This is a genomic window from Hominibacterium faecale, assembly GCF_020734085.1.
Lineage (GTDB): Bacteria > Bacillota > Clostridia > Peptostreptococcales > Anaerovoracaceae > Hominibacterium > Hominibacterium faecale.
Genome location: NZ_JAJAGH010000005.1, coordinates 87,851 through 108,754, shown reverse-complemented (window position 1 = coordinate 108,754; position 20,904 = coordinate 87,851). Strand labels below are relative to the sequence as shown.

Sequence of the window (20,904 nt, the reverse complement as noted above, 5' to 3'; positions counted from 1 at the left end):
TTGTCAGAAAAAGGCCGGGCAGAACCGATGGGCCTCCGCCCGGCGAAAACAGCCGGCTGCTAGGATGATAACGCCTTATAATAAGTAGCGGAACTGGACGTTCCACTCTTCACGTATTTGACCGTCGCCTTGATGCGATATGTTTTCTTAGATGAAATGGTAAATTTGGCTGCGTGGCGGATTCTGCTGGATTTGGCAGTCTGAACGGCCGCCGTACCGGTGTTTTTGTAGGTCCCGTCAGAAGCCAGATATTGGAGCTGAATGGTGGACTTGATGCTGGAAGCCCCTGTTCGTGCTGCGATCACGGCAGCCTGCGCTTTCGTGGAAGACAGCTTTGTGAAAGACAACGTGGTAGAGACGGCAAAAGGCACGATCTGGCCGCTGCCCTCTGATGCCGGCTCATCATCCAGGTACACTTTATTTTCCAAAAGCTCTTCTACAAAACCATCCTCTGAAGATGCGGCTGCGAAGGCTGTCTGTGAAGCCAGCAGCCCCAGGACAACGAGCAGTGGAAGAAATACGTTTAATCGCTTCATAACTACCTCCTTAAAAACCCCCTTTAATAAGTAAGACGCAAAATCAGCAAATTTTGTTACAAATTTCGAAAAAGTTGTAACATTTTGACTATGAAAATGCGTCTTATATTATATATAGGGGGGATTTTTTTAAAAAGGAGGAAAGAACATGGAAACGAAACGAAGCTACAAGGCGTTGGCATGGATCCTATCCATCTGCCTGGTCATCACACTGATCCCAGAATTGGGTTTCGCAGCAAGCACAGGCGCCGGCAGCGCAAAGACACCTGCCATCAGCCCGGACGAGGTGACCGAAGAAAACGTCGTTGAATCCAAGAAAACGACCGACACCACCACCTATGACCTGGGAGGCGGTCAGGAAATGACCGTTTTACACGGAGGAGAGGTCCGTTATGAAAACGAAAAAGGAGAACTGGTCGATTACGATCCTTCACTGGTCAAAATCCAGGATGGAGAAAAGACGGACCAGGATCAGAATCTGGACGAGTACGCCTATGAGAACAAAGAGGGAGATAAGAAACAATATATCCCACAGACCCTTTCAGAAAAAACGCCCATTCTCATGGAGTACAAGGACTACCGAATCACATTTGCGCCCACAGATAAAACCCTGAAACAATCCGGCGCAGGAAAAGAACCGGTAGAAATCAAAAAGGAAAAGATTCCAACCACCTACGAGCAGGAAGAGAAGCTTCCCATCAATGCAGTCTACGGGGATCAAGAGGCGACCCTCACCTATACCTCAGGAGAACATGGTATCAAAGAGACCCTTACCCTGGAAAAAAAGCCTGAGAACAATGTATTCCAGTACCGTCTCCAGCTGAAAGGCATGACCGCCCGCAAGAATGTAACCGACCAGGGGATCACGCTGTACGATCAAGAGAGCGGAGACATTGTGGGGGATATTTCCGCGCCCTGGATGAACGATGCCAGCGGCGATGCGTTCAGCGAAGCCATCACTTATCAATTGAAAAAAGACGGGGACAAGGAGGGCCAATATCTGCTTTCCATGACAATCGATGAGGCATACCTTTCCGACCCGCAGCGCCAGTATCCGGTAACCGTGGATCCATCTACCACCTGGACCGGTTCCAGCAAAGTAAAGGACGCCTATATCATCAGCGGCAGCTATAAAAATACCAACTTTTACGAAAGTGGAACCAAGGTGATGCCCGCGGGAAAGAACAGCACCGGTACCCATCGTACCTGCATTCAGTTTACCGACATCAAGAAAACCATAAAAGGCCGCACCGTAACCAGCGCCAAGCTAACCGTGTATGAAACCGGCACCGGCGCCAGCAAGCAGAAGGTGGGCGCTCACCGCATCAAGGAGTCCTGGTCGCCGGGAAGCGTAACATGGACCAAACGGCCGTCCTTTGTCAGCACGGCCTACAGCACTATCACCACAAAGAAAACGGCCAAAACCGCCCATACCTTCAATCTGCTGTCCTATGGGCAGAGCCTGGCAAATGACAGCATACCCAGCTACGGAATCATTCTCAATAATAATACCGCATCCCCCAGCTATGCATGCTTTTACGGAAGCCGGCATGCCACCAGCGGATACAGGCCAAAGCTGGTGGTAACTCACTACAAGGTGCCCAATGCCCCCAGCGTATCCCTTTCCACATCAGGAAGCAATACAGGAACGGGCCTCAGCTTTAGCCACAGCGGCATGGACATGACCGATGTGAAGAGCGTTCAATATAAAATACAAAGATACAACGGATCCGCCTACGCAGACTACACGTCGGGAGCGGCCAATCAGACAGGAAGCACCGGTCTTCCCGCTCTGCCGGACGGAATCTATCGCGTCCTTGTTTGGGGCGTTAATAAGGGAGACGCGGCAGGAAGCGCCGGATACAGCGGAAGCTTGACGGTGGATAAGACACCGCCGGCCATAGGAAGTATTAGTCTGTCTCCATCCACCAAGGAAAATCCAGGACCATCAAGTCCATTGTTATCATGGAGTGGAGTTTCAGATACACATTTAAAAGAAATTGATTATTCAGTCAATGATGGACCATATAAAAAAGCTGGTGCGGGAGCATCTGGCAGTTACACAATCCCGAAGAATGATTTCAGTAAAACTGGAGTACAGACAATACGGGTAAAAGCAGTTGATACTTTCGGAAATACAACAATAAAAACAATTTCTGACTACTATGTATGTCTGGAGGGGCCGGAACTGGGTACTGTAAAACTTACGGACCGGTCCGGTAAAAATTTAAGTGACTCAGATTGGACGACAGAAGAAAATCCAACTGTATATTTTGAACATGTCCAAGATAAAAATGTAAAACTTACAGAGAGAAATGTCAGCTATGCATTGGTTAAGAAAAACGCAACTCCAGTCGCAAGCGATTATAAAGCTCCAGCAAATCTTGTGTTTGAAGAAGAAGGTGGAGTTTATAACGGCTCATTTCAATTGACAACAGAAGATCAGGCTAAGAGAGGTGACGCATACAATTGTTATGTACGGTTCACCAATTCGATTGGAAATTATGGCGAGAAAGTTTTATCCTATAATAAAGATCAGGACAGCCCTTTTGGAGCCGTCCAAGTGATGGATATAACGGGGACAACTTCACTGGAAACTCTTACAGATACTGTTCAGATTATAGGCAAGATCGGAGATAAAATCAAAGTTGTAAAAGGTGAAACAGAGCCTACTGTTAGTAAGATCAAGGAGAGCAGTATAAAGCTATTCCGGAAAGATCCTGTAGACGGGAATACCGAAGAAAAGCAGGTAGCGATTATTTATCAAGATAATAGTACTGCAGAGAATACTCTTAGATTTTGGCAAGGATCAGGATCAGAGGCTCCTAGTGGAGTGGGCCGCCCTCAAAGCGTAGGAGGAGAAAGTTTTGATCTGACAGAGTATGAAGCTATGGAATCTGTTGTGCGTTCCTTTGATACGACGAAATATGCAAATGGGACGTATATTTTAAGATTATCAGCAGAAGACAATGCTGGGAATTCTGTGACAGATGAAAAATCTATAAAAATAAAAAATCCAATTCCGGCCCCCAAAATAGAAGCAAGGGAAAATGGGGACAAGACCTGGACGTTAACCTGGAAATGGAAAAAAGCAGATGATTTGAAAGAGGTACAGTATCGGATCGGAAAAGAGGGGAACTGGACGGGTATCCCACAGTCGGCTGTGCTGGAAGGAAGCGCGCAGATTCAACTGCCGGAAGAGGAGGGAACATATACACTTTTCGTACGGGGTATGGATGCCGCAGCTGTGCCGGGAGCAGAGAGTGAAAAAATCTGTGTTCAAGATCGGACAGCGCCGAGCGCAGAACTTTCCGAATTTGTTTCTGGAAAACTGATAGGGACTGCAAAGGATACCCATCTTGCTTCCTGGACTGTAGAGATTAAAGAAAAGGATTCACAGGAGGCAGAATACCAAAAAGTCCTGGAAGGAAAAAAACAAGTAGAAAATGATGAGCTGGGATTCATCGACCTTTCAGGTAAAAATTATCAGGAAGGAAAGCGATATATCCTGAGGTTGGAAGTACTTGATACTACGGGCAACAAACAGATCGCGACAAAAGAGATTACCAGAAAAGAGGACGAGCTTACGGCCCGCCTGGAGAAGCCGCAGTTTCGGATCAAGCGACCGGACTACCAGAGCTATCAACAGACAACGGTCGTTTTCCCAACGAATCTGACAAAAATGGAACTGCAAGCCGAATCAGGCATTATGCTAGATGAAGCAAAAACCGACTGGTATGCAGATGGACAAAAGAAGGGGACTGGTCTTACTTGGAGTGCAGATTTCTCTGCCGGAGAAGGAACTTCATTTCAAGCAGAACAGAACTATCCGGTGCTAGTTGTCAGCAAAAACGACCAGGAACAAGACATTTACAGCGCGCCTGTCATTCGAAATGGTGAAGTGCGTGAATTGAGTTTCCTGAATGTGACACCAGAAAACGGAATCTTCACAAAAGAATTGGAATTGTCCCAACCAGTAGTAGCGCTGCGTATAGAAGGTGACGAGCAAACAGCGGAAGGCGGGGCGCTTCACTATTCGATACAACTAAATAACGGAGATTTCAAACAGGTGCAGCCAGGGCGTTCTTATATGATAAGAGAGCTGGATCAAACAAGTGTATACGCAAATAAATTAACCGTAAGGGTAACTGCACCGGAAGGCGTGGAAACATTGCGAAATGTGACTATGGTCGCAGATAGCCTTCAAATGGAGAACTTTTGCCTTTCTTCCGCTGAGAATTATCGGCCGACAGAACTTTCCGCCAAAGATCAGGTCAACTACAAGACGTATCTGAAATGGGCTCTGCAATCAGGAGCAGAGACTGTTCCGGAAAACGTTACCTTTGAAGTCTATCGCAGCACCAAAGATGGATTTACACCAGGAGCAGATACACTGGCCGCTGCCGATGTAAAAGGACAAAGCTTCGCCGAGATTAATATGAACTATTCAAAGAAGTTCTATTATCGAGTGCGGGCGGTTGAAAAAAAGGCAGATGGACAGATTTATTACAGCAGCTTTTCGGAACAGGCATATGGGCGAGTTGTTGATGCTGACGAAAGCTTGAAACGGCTAGGTATCAAAGAATACTGGAGCTATGCCAAAATGGGGACTCCCAATGGTACAGCAGCTATAGAGAAGAGCGAAGGAAATCTGACCTATCAGCAGACTGACGCCAGTCTTGCCAATGAAAAGCTGGTGGTAACGCTGGATCGAACCTACAACAGCCGGGCTACTGTGAAATCCGCCTTTGGTATGGGTTGGAGTCATACATATGATATGGAGCTTTTGAAGCTAAATCAGGGCAGCCAACTGGACGACAGCTTAGTATTGCGCTATGGCGACGGAACCATGTATCAATTTGTCAAACAGGGAGATGCGTATATTTCTTCATTAGGAAAGTATATTTCCTTGACAGAAGATCCAAAGAGTCAGCAAATATCCTTCTCAAAGAGAGGAGTTGGTACTGCGGATTCTGATGAACAGGAAACAGTGACCGTTAGCAGACAGTATATCATCAAGACTAAGGAGAAAGAAGAGTATTGGTTCAACGAGAGCGGACAACTAGTATATATGACCGAACCAAATGGTAGTTTCCTGTTGTTTACCTATGATCAGAAAAAGGGATTGCTTACGAAAGTGACAACCAACCGCAATCTGTCTATGGAATTTGTCTATAATAATAAAGGCGGACAGGATCCGCTTACGATCAAAGAAGTAAGATTACCGGATGGCAGCAGGTATGAATATGAATATGTAGGAAATACCAGCCATGAGAATACTAAGCTTTTAAAAGTGACACATAAAGGAAATGACGGAAGTGCGATTGTTTATCAGTATGATTATGACAATGCGGAAATACCAAACCTGAATAAGATCATTGATGCGGAGGGAAACGCCTACACCGTAGAATACGATCAGGAAGAAGACCGGGCTCTGAGCATTAGCGATCCGCAGGATAAAATGATCAAGTTGACCTATTCGGCAGACGGGTATGAGACAAAAACTGAAACGTTTATCAAACCGGCACCATTTTCCGAAGAAGAAGTCGTCGCATCTGAGCTGGACCGATTCGATGGGTTTTATGGGAACTGTATGGAGCATATCGATGCAGATGGTGTGAAAACGACCTATACTTATAACAAAAACCTGCTGGAGAAGACAACCAGTCAGTTGGAGTATCAGACCGTGAATCCGGAATCAAAGAATGTGACCTTTGAACAAACAGAAAAAACAGAGATTACAAAATATGATAAGGATGAAAACATTGCTTCGGAAAAGACCGTTGGTCAGAATGAAACAAAATATACTTATACTGACGGAAGTGGAGGTGAGAACCAGAAAGACTTAGTTAAAAAAGAGACCACGGTAAATAGTGATAACATAAAAACAGCAGATATTACATATGATTATGACGCGTACGGCAATGAGATTTATCAATTTGATGATGTGACTGATGAAGAATATGACGCTGACTATTATGATGAAGAAGACGAAGAAGTGGATGCTGGCGCTTTGGCAGGTGAGCTGCGTTCCGAAATCGAAAAAGAGCAGGGCAAGGTCGTGAGCAAGACGACTTATGAATACCAATATACTGAAGATGGCAGCAAGACCCAGACCGCTATTACCACCTGTGACGGGATCACGACCAAAACAATTACCAAAACAGACGCAATGGGCAGAGAACTTTTGACAGAGACCATAGCTGGTGGCAAAACCACCTCAAAGGTGGAAAATACCTATGATGGCTTTGGAAGACTGGTTCGAACGGTAACAACAGAAGGAGATCAAGTCACAACGACCCGGACCTCTTATAATGCAAATGGTACTGTGATTTCCGAGACCGATGGAGACGGGACTACGACAACTTATGCCTATGATACTGTTAATCGAGTGACTTCCAAAACAGTAGCTAAGGGCGGCATGGAAAAGACCTGGGACACAAATTACTACTATGCGGATTGCCAGGTACAGAATGGATCAGATGCAGTTACCGTAGAGAATGCCTTTGTGACAGAGGAAACAGATCCGGACGGATTTATCACCAGTAAAACCTTTGTTGATCCCGTGGGAAGAACCGTAAAAGAGAAAAGCAGAGGCAGCTATACAGATATGACATATAGCAAGCAGGGAAGCCTCCTCACGAGCTTTGAATATGGCAGCGACCCGCAGTCCGGCAGTCTGACACTGAATCTATATGACCGCAATGGGAACCAGACTCATACGGCACTGGAACCTGCATTGCAAGATGGGACTTATAATTTGGGCGGAGCGTGTATTGTAAAAGAATCTGCCTATGACAGTGAAGGAAACATGACGGCCAGTATTGACGCAGAAGGCAATCGGGTCAAATTTCTTTATAACGCTGAAAACCAACTGACAGAAGTGCATCAGCCGGGAAGTGCGATTACCAAGTTCGCATATGAAAAAGGACTGGAGGATGGCGCTTCTAAAGTAACGACTATTGATGCCAGCGGCAATCAGTCCAGTATCCTGACGAATGCCAGAGGTTTGGAAGAGTCTATAATCGATTATCTGGATGCCAGCGCGGAAGGTATGAAACGTACTTACGTGTATGATGAACAAGGCAATAAAGTGAAGGAAACAGAACTTGCGGGTAATTATCGTACTTATGCGTATGATGGCAAAAATCGGCTAACCCAAACCCGCTATTATGATACGGCGGGCACAGAATCACTGAGAACTGAATATACTTATAATGCAGCGGATCAGATAATCGAAATGAAGGATTATCATGTGTCCGGTGAGACCGTGACCCTGTATCGAACAACAAGCTATACTTATGACGCCCTGAAGCGAATGACTGGATATTCTGAAAAAGATGATAGCCGCAGCGGGGCATCTGCCCATACTGTATCCTATTTCTATGATATGGATAACAACCTGACGAAGATTGACTATACAGGTGGAAGCAGTCAGGTGAGCGGCTTGACCTTCGCATATACCGCAGACAAATGGCTCAAAGAAATCAAAGCAATGAAAAAAGGCGGCGGCATGGAAACTTTGCGGGAATACGACTACGATGATCGGGGACGTGCTTCGGAGATAAAGGACTATTATGCATTCCTGGACAGCAGAGATCATATTAAGCGTACCTACGAGTATGATACCTTTGGCCGTGTGACCACCATGACTTATCAGGACAGCAAGAAGGAGCATGTAAAGGAGTCTTATACCTATACTTATGACCAAAATAGTAATATTCTTTCTGAGCGCATGGTCAGCCAATACTTGACCGATGATTCAGGTGCAGCGATGGACCGCACCAGGGAATATACCTACGATGCCAGGGGACAGCTTTTAAAGACCGTGGAGACGGACAATGTTCAAGGCGGGCAGAGCAAAACGACTGCGACTTACACTTACGATAAGGTGGGCAACCGTCTGAGCGAGGTAAAAGATGGACAGTCTACCGCCTATACCTATAATGGACTGAAACAGCTGACAAAGAGCCAGACCAAACAAAGTGAAGCAGTTACTGCTAATCGGACCTATACCTATGATAAAAACGGCAATCAAATCAGCGAGACAGACAGTGCGACGCAGATAGCTAATACGATGACTTATGACGCAGATAATCGGCTAAGCAAGTTTGTGAAAAAGGAAGGCGGGAACGTTGTACTGACTCAGGAAAATCAGTATAATGGAGAAGGACAGCGGATCCAGAAGAAAGAGACCAAAGGAGAGAAAACGGAAGTACGCAATTATTATTATCAGGATGGAGCTGTACTGTACACCACAGATGAAGCGGACAGACAAACCAGCATGAATCTGATGGGGACGAGCAGCAACGTGATTGCCACATCCAGAGGGACGGGCAGCAATGAAAACTGGTATCTATATAACAAGGACATCCGGGAAAGCACCTCCAGTCTGGTAGACAGCACGGGAGCCGTTGCTACTGCCTATGTGTACGATGATTTTGGTAACACAGAGGTCAAGGTTGGTGCAGATTTCGACAACGAGCTCTGTTATACCGGACAGGTTATGGATAAGAATACAGGCTTGTATTACTATAATGCCAGGTTCTATGATCCGGAAAACGGCAGATTTCTTTCGCAGGACACCTATCGCGGGGAACAGAATGAGCCGGAGACCTATCATTTGTATGCGTATTGTGCAAACAATCCGATTAACTATGTGGATCCGAGTGGGCATTTTGTATGGAAAATAGTGGGTGCAGTAACAGTTGGAACTACAGCATATAAATTGGGAAAAAAATATGGGTTAAAAGGCTGGAAATTAGCATTGTGTACTGCCGTAGGCGCAGGTATAGGAGGATTGGTTGGACGTTTAGTAACTCCATTATTAAAGCCTGTAATGCATGTTTTTATAAACTGGGGAAAGGCCGCAGGTGCAACATCTAAAGTTGGAAAATTTAAGATAATGTTTCATTGGAAGCACCATGGAAAAGGATATCATGTTGTCTTGCAAAGATATAAAGTTACTAGATGGCGAACCGTATTTGAAAAAGGGTTTAAAAGACGAAAATAATTATTCTTTATGGTAAAGGCAATTTGCAGAGAGGGATAATAATGGAAATAAAGATTGCAATACCTTTAGAAATAAAAAGAAAAAAAGATTTGAAAAAATGGATTCAGATCGGATATAAATGTATCGCTTTAATAAATAAAAACTCAGAGGAAATAAAAGGAAAGATTATTTCACAAGGAGAAAAACTATTGCAAATATCTGAAAAAGCATACGCAATTATCTGGTTTTTTGATGATGGTATGAGTCAACAGCATTATGCGCAATTATTGAATAATGCAACTTTGATATTAAGAAGAAATGATTGTTTGATTTATGAAATTACGCAAATTTCCCAGATCTCTTCCCTGTCAACATATTGGGGCGAAGCAGATAGTTTGGATATTGTTTTCCCTAAACCTGCTAGTGAATACAGGGTTCTTTGTGAAGGAGTGTTTTATAAAAACTATAATTTGTACAGAAAAGATTTCATTACCAGAGTATTAAATGCAGAGGCCATCATTCAGGATTCAGGAGATGGAAACGAGGTGCAGTTGATTTTATCAGAGAAGAGTTATACTAAATTAGTTAACATGCCTGAAAGATAAGCACATCCTCAGGAATCGGATATCTACTTTTCCTCCCAGAGCGAATAAGGGATACATTTCCTTTTCTGCATTAAAAGGTTTGAAAGTAGTTCTCAAAGGTGCAAATTTATGTGCAAAATGAGGGGGAGCCGATAATGAAAACGACGAACAATATTTGCCGTCATCTTGGTGGATATGAAGCCATCGTATCTGAGAAAAAACAAAGGTATATTGTTGCGAAAGATCGGCGGATAAACATTCATGATTTGAAAAGCCTGCGTCGAATCAAAACAATACCGATCAATAATCCTTCAGAGTTCTGCATGAACTCTGAAGAATCTTTTCTGTTTTGTACTACTACAGAAAATGATCTTTACATACTGGATACAGAGAACGGCGAACTTAAAAGTGAAAAAAGAATCAAGTTGGAATCGACGGTCGATGGAGTTGAGATTGGAGAAATACAGAAGCTAATTTATGTGAAGGATCCTTTATTATTAGTTGTTCCCGTGGGTCCACTGGAAATATTCCTTGTCGATTTTCAATCAGGGGATGCTGATTGCCTATTCAAAGCAGAGGCGTCCGAAGATTCTTTTAATATCGTTGATTTTAAATATGATCAGGAAAGGCAAGTTCTGGCTTATAGCTATATAGAATATGGAGACGAACAGGTGAGTAAAGAGAGGGTCGTCAAGCGACCGCCTAGACAGCTTGAATCTAAATTATTTGACTGTGTCATCAATTTAGAAAAAATCGCGATAGATTCTGCCGTTCTTTTTTTCGACATTGAACAAGAAATGTTTTTAATGAAAACCTATAAGCCCCGCTTTCTAAGGAAAACACAAACAGAGATTGTTTTTTTTGACCGGAAGAAGGAAATTAAAAAAACTTATCAGGTTTTGCATAAGCTTTATCGCATGAAAAAGTTTTTTTTGATCGATTGGAAAAAATTGTCATAGTATTTGAAGATAAAATTGCGATCTTCGACTATATGTAGGATGAAATCATAGTAGAATGGATAAATCTGCCATACTTGGCAGAATGCAACTCGTATTCGTCTGGGGAAAAACTATTACTGACAGGCTGGGAATCAGGAATGGTTGTAGATTTAGAACATCTCTGACAAACGGCACGCAGAAAAAGATTCTTGATCTGGCATCATTAGACGGCATTGGCAAACATTCTAAAGGCACATCGATTGGTTCAGAGATTAATTTTTGTACGGACTATATTGCAATAGAGACCTGCTATGAAACTGGACTCGAAGACTTTCCTAAAGAAAACCGAAGTCTTTTGATTTTTGACTATCATGGAAATTTAATATCGGAAAACGAGCTTTAAGCCGGTAAAGAAAAAGGCGGAAACGCTGGAATCTGAGGCAAAGTGAAATGATCCGGTTGGGGGGACTAAGGAAAGGGAAAAGAAAACATGGCAAAAAAGAGTATTGATTATCGTCCTTGTTTTGGCATCATTGCTGCCGCTGCTGTTAGCATTGGAAATCGGCGCAACTGTGGTCATGCTCATTGCGCCTGACAGTGCATTGGCAGAATTTATTACCAACATACTGAATTTTTTTATCAGAACCTTTTTTTTAGAACAATAGGAATGAATAAGATGCTTAAATGGCACCGAAACATCCATCTGGTCGGGATTTTGGAAATCACCACAAACTTACAGGGATAAGACGCCAACACAAGTTTCTATTTATCAAGCACAGGTGCGGACTTGAACGGCGAAATGGCAGGAAGATTATATGCTGTCTACAATTTTAAAGCTGGTGGATTGACGGATCCCAATGGGGAAGCGTTTTGTGGAGTTTATTACTCGTTGGGAGGAAAGCCTCTGATCGTGGAAGGTTTTCAAGAAAAGTTATTGAAAAAAGATGGAATAGGGTGGTCATATATTTCAGATAAAAAATATTACAGATATTATACGGAGAAAATCAAAGGCAAGTGTTATTACTATGAAGGGGAGGCTTATCCATAGCTGGGATCAAGGTATGCAAAAAGCGAAATGATAGTCTGATCATTTAACGATTCCGGATTTGTAATGAGGTCGCCGCAGTCCAAAATAGGATGAGAATAATAGAAAACTCCAGAGGAGGAACCTGAAATGAGAAAAAAAGATTCGCTGACTCCCCAATACCGCTCCCATAAATTTTTCTTCGGATACGTCATAGTGTTCACAGCAATTTGTCTTGCAATCGTTTTGTTTGGAGAAGGAGAGGGCCCTGACAACGATGCGAATCTTTACTGGGGATTGGCCTGCATGGTATTTGTTCTGACAATCAGCGCCTGCTTATATAGCTTCTTCAATAAACAGATCGTAGACATAAGATGGGAGGAAGAAGGGCTGGTCTTTGTTTCAAATAGCGGAAAAGAGCATCGTGTCGCATGCGAAAACGTCCAAGAGATTAATAGTACCGCAGCCCGATATGTCTTTATCCTGCGCGGGGCAAAAAACTGTCAGCTTACAAGCATATGTCAATGGTTCCCTGCAAAAAAGATGACCTGCTGGGCAATAAAATTGACAAATTAAAACAGGCGGGAGCATTTCCTAATTTGAAAAGATAAACGAGAGTAATTGGTTTGTAGAAGATGAAGTGCCGGCTTGATGCAACCAAGCTTAATGTAATGTAGCTCGATGCCGATGTTTTCTGGCCCTACTACATCAACAGGAAACAAAGCTATTGACGCAATAGCCCCACACAACTCTCAAAAACAAAAATTTTCGCAAAACCTATTCGAAACCGGCCTTTTGACGGTCAATGTCCATATAAAATCACGTAAGGGTCACGTAAAATGATGCGGTGGACCAGTTTAATTCGATTGGTACATCCAGTTAACCGCATACAAATCTAAAAAAGTATATATATACAGCAAATAAATTCCTTTTCTCAGCCTTACTTACTGCGAAAACAGCAAAATGCCCTGTTTTTCTATGGACTTTGCTTCCAAATCAGGCCATTTCGAATAGAAATCAGCAAAAAAAGTTTTTTGCCTGCTTGGCCCGGCCCGACAGGCCCTATGCCGATACTTGCTAACCCGGTTTGGTAGGCCCCGATGCCACTGCTTTCCAGGCGCAGGGCAGCTGCAAGAATAGGGATATTGCTACAAATATCCCTGAGGAGAATGGAGCAAACATGAAACGAGTTTTATTTAGGATTATATCTATAATAAAGAAAAACCATTTTATTCTGGAAGATGTACCGGATCCACCTATTCCAAAACGTCAATTTACCATTATATGGTCTGTATGGATTGTAGGAGCGATTCTAGTATTTAAAAAACTAATGACAGGTGAATTTTTAACGAAAGGAGCACCAACCATTATGCTAATTGTAGTTGGGATGGTGCCGTCCATTTGGATATTTTGTAGTAAAGAATATGTTAAATCGTTAAAAAAATCTGCGAGAAATTTAGTGTGGTGGCTCTACCGTTTGAATTTGATTTGGATAATCCTGTACGTCATTGGAGAACTTCTTTGCCGGTGGATATTGCTATATGGAGATAATCGAGCCTCATATGAAAACGATCCCATTTATGGAAACGCAACGTTATCTTATTTAGCAGTGCAGTGCGTATTTCTATCCTTTTGGTTTTTGTCAATTTCCTTAGTGCTGGTCTATAAACCATGGTTGTGGGGAATACAGGCTGCGGGCATCATAGGTATCACAGCTGGGTACTATTATTTTCTGAAATGGTATATAGGAAGCTGGGATGAAATTTCCTTCGTTTCACTATGTTTGACTGTGGGTGGAGTGGTAGCTTCTGCAGTTTCCAGCTATAAATTATCCAAGAAGAGGATGAAGACTTTGTTTTCTGATGAGCGCTGATTTCTGCTTGAAATGATAAGATAAATGATGCAGGAGGCGGATGATATGGAGAAAAAACACACTTTGAATCCGATGTTTTTCCGGTTGAGATTGCAATTTCAATCTTTCGTGAGGATCAGATGATGGTTCATAAACCGGGAGTGCTGTATTATGTTGATCCAAATGAATGGTACTCTTTGGTCATGGAAGATACTCATTTTAAAATGCAGTCTGTGCTTGTGGACAATCATTCAAACGAAATCATAAAACGGATACCAGCCCCTAATCGATATTGTCCTATGGAAGCGACTTTGATCCCGGAGTGTGAGTGCCTGGTGCTGGAGCACACGAAAAAGATCGTCATATTTAGTATAAAGGAGCTTGCGTTTGAAGTTCAAGCTGCTGTACATATAGATCTGACTTTCTCACCGCCGCTGTATTTTCAGGATACAGAGCAATTATTGATCTTAGATTTGGAAGAGGGAATATGGATCGATGTTTGATATGCATATATTCTGCTTTCAGACAGTAGGGATTGTATGAATCGCGGCAGTAGTTAGTTGGAATATCTCTCGCCGCAGGATTAAAAAACTGTTCAGCTGAATTGGGTGGTGGTGAAAATAATAGAATTCATATATAAACAAATACTTGCGCGACTGCTGGGACTGATCATAATAGCAATACCTCTTTACGCATTTGCAGCACGGATCATAAGATTTTAAAAAATAAAAGGGATAAAATACAAAAAAGGTATACGGGGTTTTTTGATTACTTATTTGATCATGGTTTTGGCACAGCGCTTCTCATTCCGTGGGTTCCAGTGCTCGCAATAGCTATTTTGCTAGCCATATTTGGGTGTTGATCTTCGTCGGCGTCATTTCTTCATGATGAAATCTATAAGTAATAGAAGACCGATTAAACAGTTTGTTATGTAGAGGGTACTATTTGATGTATAAATTAGAATTTTATTATGTTCCGACCAGCTGCATATTTCAAAGTGAAAAACAGAAAGAACTATGCAGATTAAATCTGGAGCATTGGGTCCAAATAAATATCGGCGATGCACAGGAGCGCTTCAGCGGAAAAAGTTTGTGGGAAATCAAGACATCTTTTACTTTTGTTGATTACTCTGAAGAAGTAGCTAAGCTATTATGGGATCTTAAAGAAGGCGATGAAGATTTAATTTTTAGAGTCAAGCCATATAGGTATAAAAGAATTTATGAAAATGAAAAAATGAAAACGCTTTATACGCTTAATGATAAGATAAAAGATGCAGCGATGCATAAAGTCAAAAACGTCTTTTTGTATTTGCAACAGAAGCAAATAGTAAAACTCGTCAGTATTTCTGAAGGCGAGATAATTGAGGTTTTCGCAAGGGAAGAATGTGCAGCATCACTGGAAAATGCAATTTCTAAATGGGCGGATAAGACAGAGTATTACAAATACGAGCTGGATTTGCATGATACTGCAGAGGAATGATGAATCAAATACAATTACGCAGATATTATTTGCATCAGAATCTTAGGTGAAAGGACAAAAAATGCAAGGATGGAGCTCCAGAAAAATGCGATTTGCAGAAATCGTGAGCTGGTTGGGCGGACTGTTTTTATTAGGATGCCTGGACTATATTTGTGCGGATATTGGCGATATAGAAGCAGGGCTTGCTGCTGGCGTGATTCTAACAATTGTAATAATGGTTCTCAAGAACTTTGCTTTAGCTTGTAGAGGTCCAATTTTGATTCCATGCCTCATAGTATTTCTATTATTAGGATTGCTAACACCACAGGCAGACAAAGCGGTGCTGTTTATATCCTATGTGCAATTTTCTGCACTTGTGATTTTGTGCATTATTTTGTTGGCATATATCGGAAAAGCTGCGGGCAAAAAATTTTCCTTGAAAAATTGTAACAGAACCATTTGGATGCTTCCCATTTCATGTGCCGTAGGCTTATCTATGTATTTGTGGCCGGAGGGCCTCCAAAGCAGATTGCTGCTTATTACTGACCAAACCTTACAATTAGGTTTATTCGTTGCATTTTCAGTTATATTACCGATTTATATTGGCAGGTTCAGCGGTCAGGAAAATAAATCACAGGAGAATGAAGAAGTGACTTTTGGGGCGGAGCAGAAGGGGATAAACTTCTCTGATCTTCTATCCAGATGCCCAGAAATCCGATTTGGAGGCCAGCTATGAAATCCATATTTTCTACAATAAAAGAATTCTCATCAACTGGTGATGATACTCCGATCCCAAAACATCCAGTTTTAACTATCTGGATTATATGGTTCGTTGGAATCATTGTGCTTTTTGATATTGTGTTTGCAGACGAAATATTGAGTCCCAGCTCAAGGACGGCAATATTTCTAGGAGCCGGGATGATAATTTTTCCGCAGTTTATTGCAAAAGAAAGTGTATTCTTGCTGTTCTGGTTTTTATCTATTCCGTTGGTATTGCTCTATAACCCATGGCGATGGGGAATATGGGCTGCAGCCATTTTCATAGGAACGATTGCATATAAGCTGATTCTGGATGAATGCCTCAAGTATTGGTCTGCGGTTACATTGCCTTTCCTGCTTTTAACGGGCGGTCTTGTATTAATCGCGACCATAGTTAGTTGGAATATCTCCCGCCGCAGGATAAAAAAACTGTTCGGCTGACCTGGATGGAGCAGCAGGGTTACATCTCGCGCAAAGCTGCGAAATTAGTGTAATTCCAGGCGGTATAGCGTTTTACAGAAGCCTACCGGAATGCGAGGTGGCTGCGGTTGGAAGAAAGAACGTGGGGTTTCGGGAAAAAACTGAAACAAAATTTCACTTTTTACACAAGTTTCAACGGTCGAGCACTCTCAAATTCGTAATGAGGCCGTGCAGGCCGCCAAGTTGGCGTGATCGTGCCTCGCAAACCTATAAATTTGCGTAAAAAATAAAATTGTTTAATAAAATTTTCCCATGACAGCAGCAGCCCTGTCGCCGCTTGTAAGGCGCGGGCGATCCGGTATAATGGAAATGAATAGAGGCTTTACATAAAAGGAGGAGCGCATGCTAAAGCGAATATTACTTTCCCTTGTAGCGATATTTGCAGTTTTTTGGATAATTGGGTTTCTGGTATTGGAATCACAGGAAGGGCTGTCGATACTGGAAATCGGGCTGCTGGCCCTCGGCGTGGCGATCTTTTTTACAATTGCAATAGCGCTATTTCTCTTTTTTCAAAGGCAAGTGGTCCAGATAAATGCGATAGAAAACACAAAAGTTGAGTTTGTTCTCTCAGGCGGGACAACCTATAGATGCGAGATAAGCGATGTCACAGAAATTGTGAGAGCACCCAGCCGATATGTGTTTGTTACCAGAGAAGGAAAACGAATTTCTTATTACCAGCATTCTTCTCCAACAGCGGTATTCAAAAAGCAAAAGCCGCTGGTCGAACAGGAGATCCGGCAAATGTTTCCGCATGCTAAAATAAAAGACAAAGTTTGGTGACCATAATTGCAGCACCGAACAGCGTTCGGCTGAATAGAATCAGCATTTTAAGGCGCATACACTTTGGAACCCGGCCGAAACAGGAGACAGAAATAAGTTCAGAAGAAAGGAAAACCGGTATCATGATAAAGGGACTCTTACTAGGAGGTGTGATTGCCATGACATTTTTGATGATGGGATGCTTCCCCAAAAGCCAGAACCTGCAAACGGAAAATGACAAAGACAGCAATGGAAAAACACCTTACGATTACGCCACAAGCGAGGAATGGGAAAACACCTTATCCGAAAATGCGGCGCTGCTGAGATAATTAGGAAAGCGGATTTATGAAACAGCCATATTTAGGTAAGAAGAAGCGGTTTGTAAACGGTTTTTATATCTTCGTCATTGTATTTTTGATTATATGGATGTGCGGATTTTTCTTGTTCGGAGAACCGGAAGCCCTCAGTTTTGGGGAGAGCATGTTTTTTGCTGTACCAGGGGTTCTCATTCTTGTGGTGGGCCTTAGTCTATATGTATTTTTTAATCGGCAGACTGTGAGCATATCGGAAGATGAAGATCGGTTGAGCATCTGTTTTTATAATACAGGAAATATCGATTGCGTAGCATTTCCTGTATTTCAAAAAAGTTTACCTTGTGAAAGTGAGCGCGAAGCGCGAATAACGTTTCCAGAGGAAACTTTTTTATAGTGGAAAAGCGGTTCACTTGAAAGCGGGTGCGATTTTCCAAATCCGTGAAAATTCGAACCGCTATATCTTCCACCTGCGCTCAGGAAAACGGTATTCTGCGTATAAGTACATGCCTCCAAAACCGATGGACCATGCGAAAATGCTGAATGGACAGATACGGTCGCTTTGCGAGCGGGGCGTGCTGCCGGATGTGAAACGGTGAGCGGAGTTAAACTTCGTCTACCCCGTGACAGCAGCAACCTTGTGGTTGTTTGCCAGGTTCAGGCGGCCCGAGGCCGTGTAGCGGCCAGGCTGGTGGTGCGAAACCATCAGAATGAAGAGGTTTATTTTGGGGCTTGAAGCTCCACACAACTCCCCAAAACAAAAATTTTCGCAAAACCTATTCGAAACCGGCCTTTTGACGGTCAATGTCCATATAAAATCACGTAAAGGTCACGTAAAAGGGTGCGGCGGACCAGTTTAATTCGATTGTTACATCCAACTAACCGCATATAAATACGAAAAAGTATATATATACAGCAAATAAATCCTTCCTCTCGACCTCCCTTGTTGCGAAAACAGCAAAATGCTCTGTTTTTCTATGGACTTTGCTTCCAAATCAGGCCGTTTCGAATAGAAATCAGCAAAAAAAGTTTTTTTCCAACCGGGCCGGGCGCATATCTCTGCCTGGCCGGATCGGCAGCCCCTCCGATGCAGATCTCTGCCGGGCTGACTCGACAGACCCCGGTGCTGATCCCTGCTGGCCAGGCCCGGCAGGACCCGATACCGATCCTTGCTAGTCCGGCTAGGCCCGGCCCCGGTGCCAATGCCTCCCAGGCACCAGAAGCCGGGCCGCTGCATAAATACGGCCTATTCGATTTCGATCAGCCGGATTGTTTTTGGTATGGAGGAAAGAAAGAGGTTATACTCCAGCAGGGATTCGATGACATCCACTTCCATGGCAGGCTCCGCAGCGATGTTAAGCTGGCGCTGAAGCTCCAAATCCGCAGGTTTGCCCAGAGCGAGATTTTGGAAAATAGCAGAGGCGCTTTCGTAGCTGTCGTCGATGATAAAGGATTTATACAAGTACTTCCTTTCCAAATGCTTTAACTTGAACATATATTTTTGAATACCATTCCCATCCTCGTCGGCAGAACGGTTGTTGTACAATAATATCGCGGCTTTATTTTCCGCACGGGTCACATAACAGCCATCATCAGCGTACAGGAATTCCGGGAGCATGCGGTTAAGAAAGGTGTATGCATAAAATGCGCTGGTTTTCAGGTTGTTGCTGTCAAACATGAATGGCACATTGAGCTTATTTTTATATAAAGTCGGATACGACACTGCGTTTTGCAAATGACCCGCTGTGATTGAAATTGGACAAGCAGGATTTGAAAATTTGCCCGGGGATGGCATGCTCTCTGGCGAAAAAACGATTTCAGGACCGGCAAACTGCCTGGAAAAACCAGTCAGGCTTTCGAATTCATTCCCATCGCTGCCGTGAATGAGCAGCGAAAAACCATCTTCTTTGATCACCTTGAGAACCGTACCGATCATATCCCAGCTTCCAAAGGCTGAATAAAAAGAAAGCAGGGAGTCTTTCGGCACACATATCTTTGAAAAACAATGATGATCCCTCAGCATCGACAGAGCCCCCAGAGTATGAAAAGAGAGCAGCTGACGGGGGTCCTCGATCAAAACCGTATCCCATGAGGCGTTTACTGCCCTAGAGGCTGTTTCACAAAAGCTGATTGAGACAGCTTCCGTATGATAGGATTTGTTTTCAAGACTGTTGACCGACGCATTGCCAACGTTTTTCAGGTGCATGAAAGGCGCAATGTCAGAGATATCCATATATGTGAGTACGTCAGAATCGCTTAAAGGAATATCATTCAGTGTGTGGCCGCAGGCCCTTTTTCTGTCCTCTGTAGGGGTGAAGCCAGTGTTCTTCAGATAGGCCTTTCGGAAGATTTCGGTACTGGAGAAACCAACAGCGGAGGCAATCTCGCCCAACGTCATGTCGGTAGCATACAGGTAATCCTGCGCGCAAATCGCACGAACCATACCCAGGTAATCTCTGAGCGGCATGCTTAAAAAATCGGAAATGAGATGGGAAAGATAATACTTACTGATGTATTCCTTTGCGGCGATATCTTCTAAGCGGATATTACCCGCAATGTTTTCATAAATGTAGTGCATGACACGTTTGATCCGTTCCGCCTGAAGCGGCCTTTTTTTCATGGTATTTTCATTGCGTATGGAAGCTCCGTCGTGAGCAAGGTAGTTAAAATGATTATACAGGGTGGAGAGAAAGTTTATACAGCTGTCCATTAATTCATCCTGAGCAGGAGGCTTGATATTGAAGTAATGAGCCGCAGTTTTTGCAAAAGCGTTTTTCAGAAGCTCATAATGTTTGTCAAACTCCGCAGCGGAAGCGGAGTTGCAGATGATGAGCGTATTTTCGATTTCAGGCATAAGGGAACTGAAATGATTGAGATATAAATGACAGATCAGTACGATATTATCATCGCTTGAATTATAGTGGTGAAGGGTTTCGGTGTTGACAACCGCAATGTCTCCTGCCTGCAAAATGGACGAATATATGGAGAGGCTGCAGCGCAGACTTCCCTGCAGCACATAGATGATTTCCATGGTTTTGTCATCATGCATATGCCATGGATGTTCGTTTATGTTGAGAAGCTCCATGTGGAGCGGGGTCTGCTGATTGCACTTGGTGGACTGTTTCAGTAGCATAACACCCTCCTTTAGTTGCTATAAGAAAACGGTTTAGTTGCGATTTAATTATAAAAGCAAAAAATAAGGAAAGCAACA

At 43.2% G+C, this 20,904-nt stretch carries 17 protein-coding genes; 15 read left to right on the top strand and 2 right to left on the bottom strand.

Going from position 1 to position 20,904, the window contains the following annotated elements; all coding sequences use genetic code 11:
• Positions 1 to 59: 59 nt before the first annotated feature.
• Positions 60 to 536 (bottom strand): hypothetical protein, encoded by a 477-nt coding sequence (locus tag LG211_RS05660; RefSeq protein WP_253020462.1) that lies wholly within the window; start codon positions 534 to 536, stop codon positions 60 to 62.
• A gap of 148 nt (positions 537 to 684) precedes the next feature.
• Here LG211_RS05660 and LG211_RS05655 point away from each other — a divergent pair, with 148 nt between their 5' ends.
• The 15 genes from LG211_RS05655 (at position 685) to LG211_RS05585 (ending at position 18,429) form a co-directional block, all read left to right on the top strand.
• On the top strand, positions 685 to 9,549 hold the full coding sequence (locus LG211_RS05655) for a DNRLRE domain-containing protein (RefSeq protein ID WP_269477138.1): 8,865 nt from the start codon (positions 685 to 687) through the stop codon (positions 9,547 to 9,549).
• A gap of 41 nt (positions 9,550 to 9,590) precedes the next feature.
• Entirely contained in the window at positions 9,591 to 10,133 is a 543-nt protein-coding gene (locus tag LG211_RS05650; protein WP_269477137.1) for a hypothetical protein, read from the top strand.
• Between the two features lie 134 nt (positions 10,134 to 10,267).
• Positions 10,268 to 11,071 (top strand): hypothetical protein, encoded by an 804-nt coding sequence (locus LG211_RS05645; RefSeq protein ID WP_269477136.1) that lies wholly within the window; start codon positions 10,268 to 10,270, stop codon positions 11,069 to 11,071.
• 55 nt (positions 11,072 to 11,126) lie between these two features.
• Positions 11,127 to 11,453, top strand: a complete 327-nt coding sequence (locus LG211_RS05640; protein WP_269477135.1) for a hypothetical protein — start codon at positions 11,127 to 11,129, stop codon at positions 11,451 to 11,453.
• A 384-nt stretch (positions 11,454 to 11,837) separates the two neighbouring features.
• On the top strand, positions 11,838 to 12,098 hold the full coding sequence (locus LG211_RS05635; protein ID WP_269477134.1) for a hypothetical protein: 261 nt from the start codon (positions 11,838 to 11,840) through the stop codon (positions 12,096 to 12,098).
• Between the two features lie 126 nt (positions 12,099 to 12,224).
• Positions 12,225 to 12,650, top strand: a complete 426-nt coding sequence (locus LG211_RS05630) for a hypothetical protein (RefSeq protein ID WP_269477133.1) — start codon at positions 12,225 to 12,227, stop codon at positions 12,648 to 12,650.
• 604 nt (positions 12,651 to 13,254) lie between these two features.
• Positions 13,255 to 13,947, top strand: coding sequence for a hypothetical protein (locus LG211_RS05625; protein ID WP_269477132.1), 693 nt, complete (start codon positions 13,255 to 13,257; stop codon positions 13,945 to 13,947).
• 119 nt (positions 13,948 to 14,066) lie between these two features.
• Positions 14,067 to 14,429: a hypothetical protein gene (locus LG211_RS05620; RefSeq protein WP_269477131.1), complete on the top strand. Its 363-nt coding sequence runs from the start codon at positions 14,067 to 14,069 to the stop codon at positions 14,427 to 14,429.
• Positions 14,430 to 14,874: 445 nt separating this feature from the next.
• Positions 14,875 to 15,405, top strand: a complete 531-nt coding sequence (locus LG211_RS05615; RefSeq protein WP_269477130.1) for a hypothetical protein — start codon at positions 14,875 to 14,877, stop codon at positions 15,403 to 15,405.
• A gap of 85 nt (positions 15,406 to 15,490) precedes the next feature.
• Positions 15,491 to 16,120, top strand: coding sequence for a hypothetical protein (locus LG211_RS05610; protein WP_269477129.1), 630 nt, complete (start codon positions 15,491 to 15,493; stop codon positions 16,118 to 16,120).
• Positions 16,117 to 16,584 carry a hypothetical protein gene (locus LG211_RS05605; protein ID WP_269477128.1) on the top strand — a complete coding sequence of 156 codons (468 nt, stop codon included), beginning with the start codon at positions 16,117 to 16,119 and terminating at the stop codon, positions 16,582 to 16,584. Before LG211_RS05610 ends, LG211_RS05605 begins: the two co-directional genes overlap by 4 nt.
• A 381-nt stretch (positions 16,585 to 16,965) precedes the next feature.
• Positions 16,966 to 17,403, top strand: coding sequence for a hypothetical protein (locus tag LG211_RS05600; RefSeq protein ID WP_148396063.1), 438 nt, complete (start codon positions 16,966 to 16,968; stop codon positions 17,401 to 17,403).
• Positions 17,404 to 17,561: 158 nt separating this feature from the next.
• Complete coding sequence (locus LG211_RS05595; RefSeq protein WP_253020441.1) at positions 17,562 to 17,711, top strand: hypothetical protein; 150 nt, start codon at positions 17,562 to 17,564, stop codon at positions 17,709 to 17,711.
• Positions 17,712 to 17,727: 16 nt separating this feature from the next.
• Complete coding sequence (locus LG211_RS05590) at positions 17,728 to 18,090, top strand: hypothetical protein (protein ID WP_269477127.1); 363 nt, start codon at positions 17,728 to 17,730, stop codon at positions 18,088 to 18,090.
• Between the two features lie 198 nt (positions 18,091 to 18,288).
• The gene (locus tag LG211_RS05585; protein ID WP_269477126.1) at positions 18,289 to 18,429 is read left to right on the top strand and encodes a hypothetical protein; all 141 of its coding nucleotides are present in this window, start codon (positions 18,289 to 18,291) and stop codon (positions 18,427 to 18,429) included.
• A gap of 510 nt (positions 18,430 to 18,939) precedes the next feature.
• On the opposite strand, the gene LG211_RS05580 is transcribed toward LG211_RS05585, so the two are convergent.
• Positions 18,940 to 20,826, bottom strand: a complete 1,887-nt coding sequence (locus LG211_RS05580; protein ID WP_269477125.1) for a helix-turn-helix domain-containing protein — start codon at positions 20,824 to 20,826, stop codon at positions 18,940 to 18,942.
• Positions 20,827 to 20,904 lie beyond the last annotated feature (78 nt).

Coding starts and splice junctions, on each gene's coding strand:
- LG211_RS05660 (WP_253020462.1), bottom strand. CDS start 536: ATGAAGCGATTAAACGTATTTCTTCCACTGCTCGTTGTCCTGGGGCTG.
- LG211_RS05655 (WP_269477138.1), top strand. CDS start 685: ATGGAAACGAAACGAAGCTACAAGGCGTTGGCATGGATCCTATCCATC.
- LG211_RS05650 (WP_269477137.1), top strand. CDS start 9,591: ATGGAAATAAAGATTGCAATACCTTTAGAAATAAAAAGAAAAAAAGAT.
- LG211_RS05645 (WP_269477136.1), top strand. CDS start 10,268: ATGAAAACGACGAACAATATTTGCCGTCATCTTGGTGGATATGAAGCC.
- LG211_RS05640 (WP_269477135.1), top strand. CDS start 11,127: ATGGATAAATCTGCCATACTTGGCAGAATGCAACTCGTATTCGTCTGG.
- LG211_RS05630 (WP_269477133.1), top strand. CDS start 12,225: ATGAGAAAAAAAGATTCGCTGACTCCCCAATACCGCTCCCATAAATTT.
- LG211_RS05625 (WP_269477132.1), top strand. CDS start 13,255: ATGAAACGAGTTTTATTTAGGATTATATCTATAATAAAGAAAAACCAT.
- LG211_RS05620 (WP_269477131.1), top strand. CDS start 14,067: ATGATGGTTCATAAACCGGGAGTGCTGTATTATGTTGATCCAAATGAA.
- LG211_RS05615 (WP_269477130.1), top strand. CDS start 14,875: ATGTATAAATTAGAATTTTATTATGTTCCGACCAGCTGCATATTTCAA.
- LG211_RS05610 (WP_269477129.1), top strand. CDS start 15,491: ATGCGATTTGCAGAAATCGTGAGCTGGTTGGGCGGACTGTTTTTATTA.
- LG211_RS05605 (WP_269477128.1), top strand. CDS start 16,117: ATGAAATCCATATTTTCTACAATAAAAGAATTCTCATCAACTGGTGAT.
- LG211_RS05600 (WP_148396063.1), top strand. CDS start 16,966: ATGCTAAAGCGAATATTACTTTCCCTTGTAGCGATATTTGCAGTTTTT.
- LG211_RS05595 (WP_253020441.1), top strand. CDS start 17,562: ATGACATTTTTGATGATGGGATGCTTCCCCAAAAGCCAGAACCTGCAA.
- LG211_RS05590 (WP_269477127.1), top strand. CDS start 17,728: ATGAAACAGCCATATTTAGGTAAGAAGAAGCGGTTTGTAAACGGTTTT.
- LG211_RS05580 (WP_269477125.1), bottom strand. CDS start 20,826: ATGCTACTGAAACAGTCCACCAAGTGCAATCAGCAGACCCCGCTCCAC.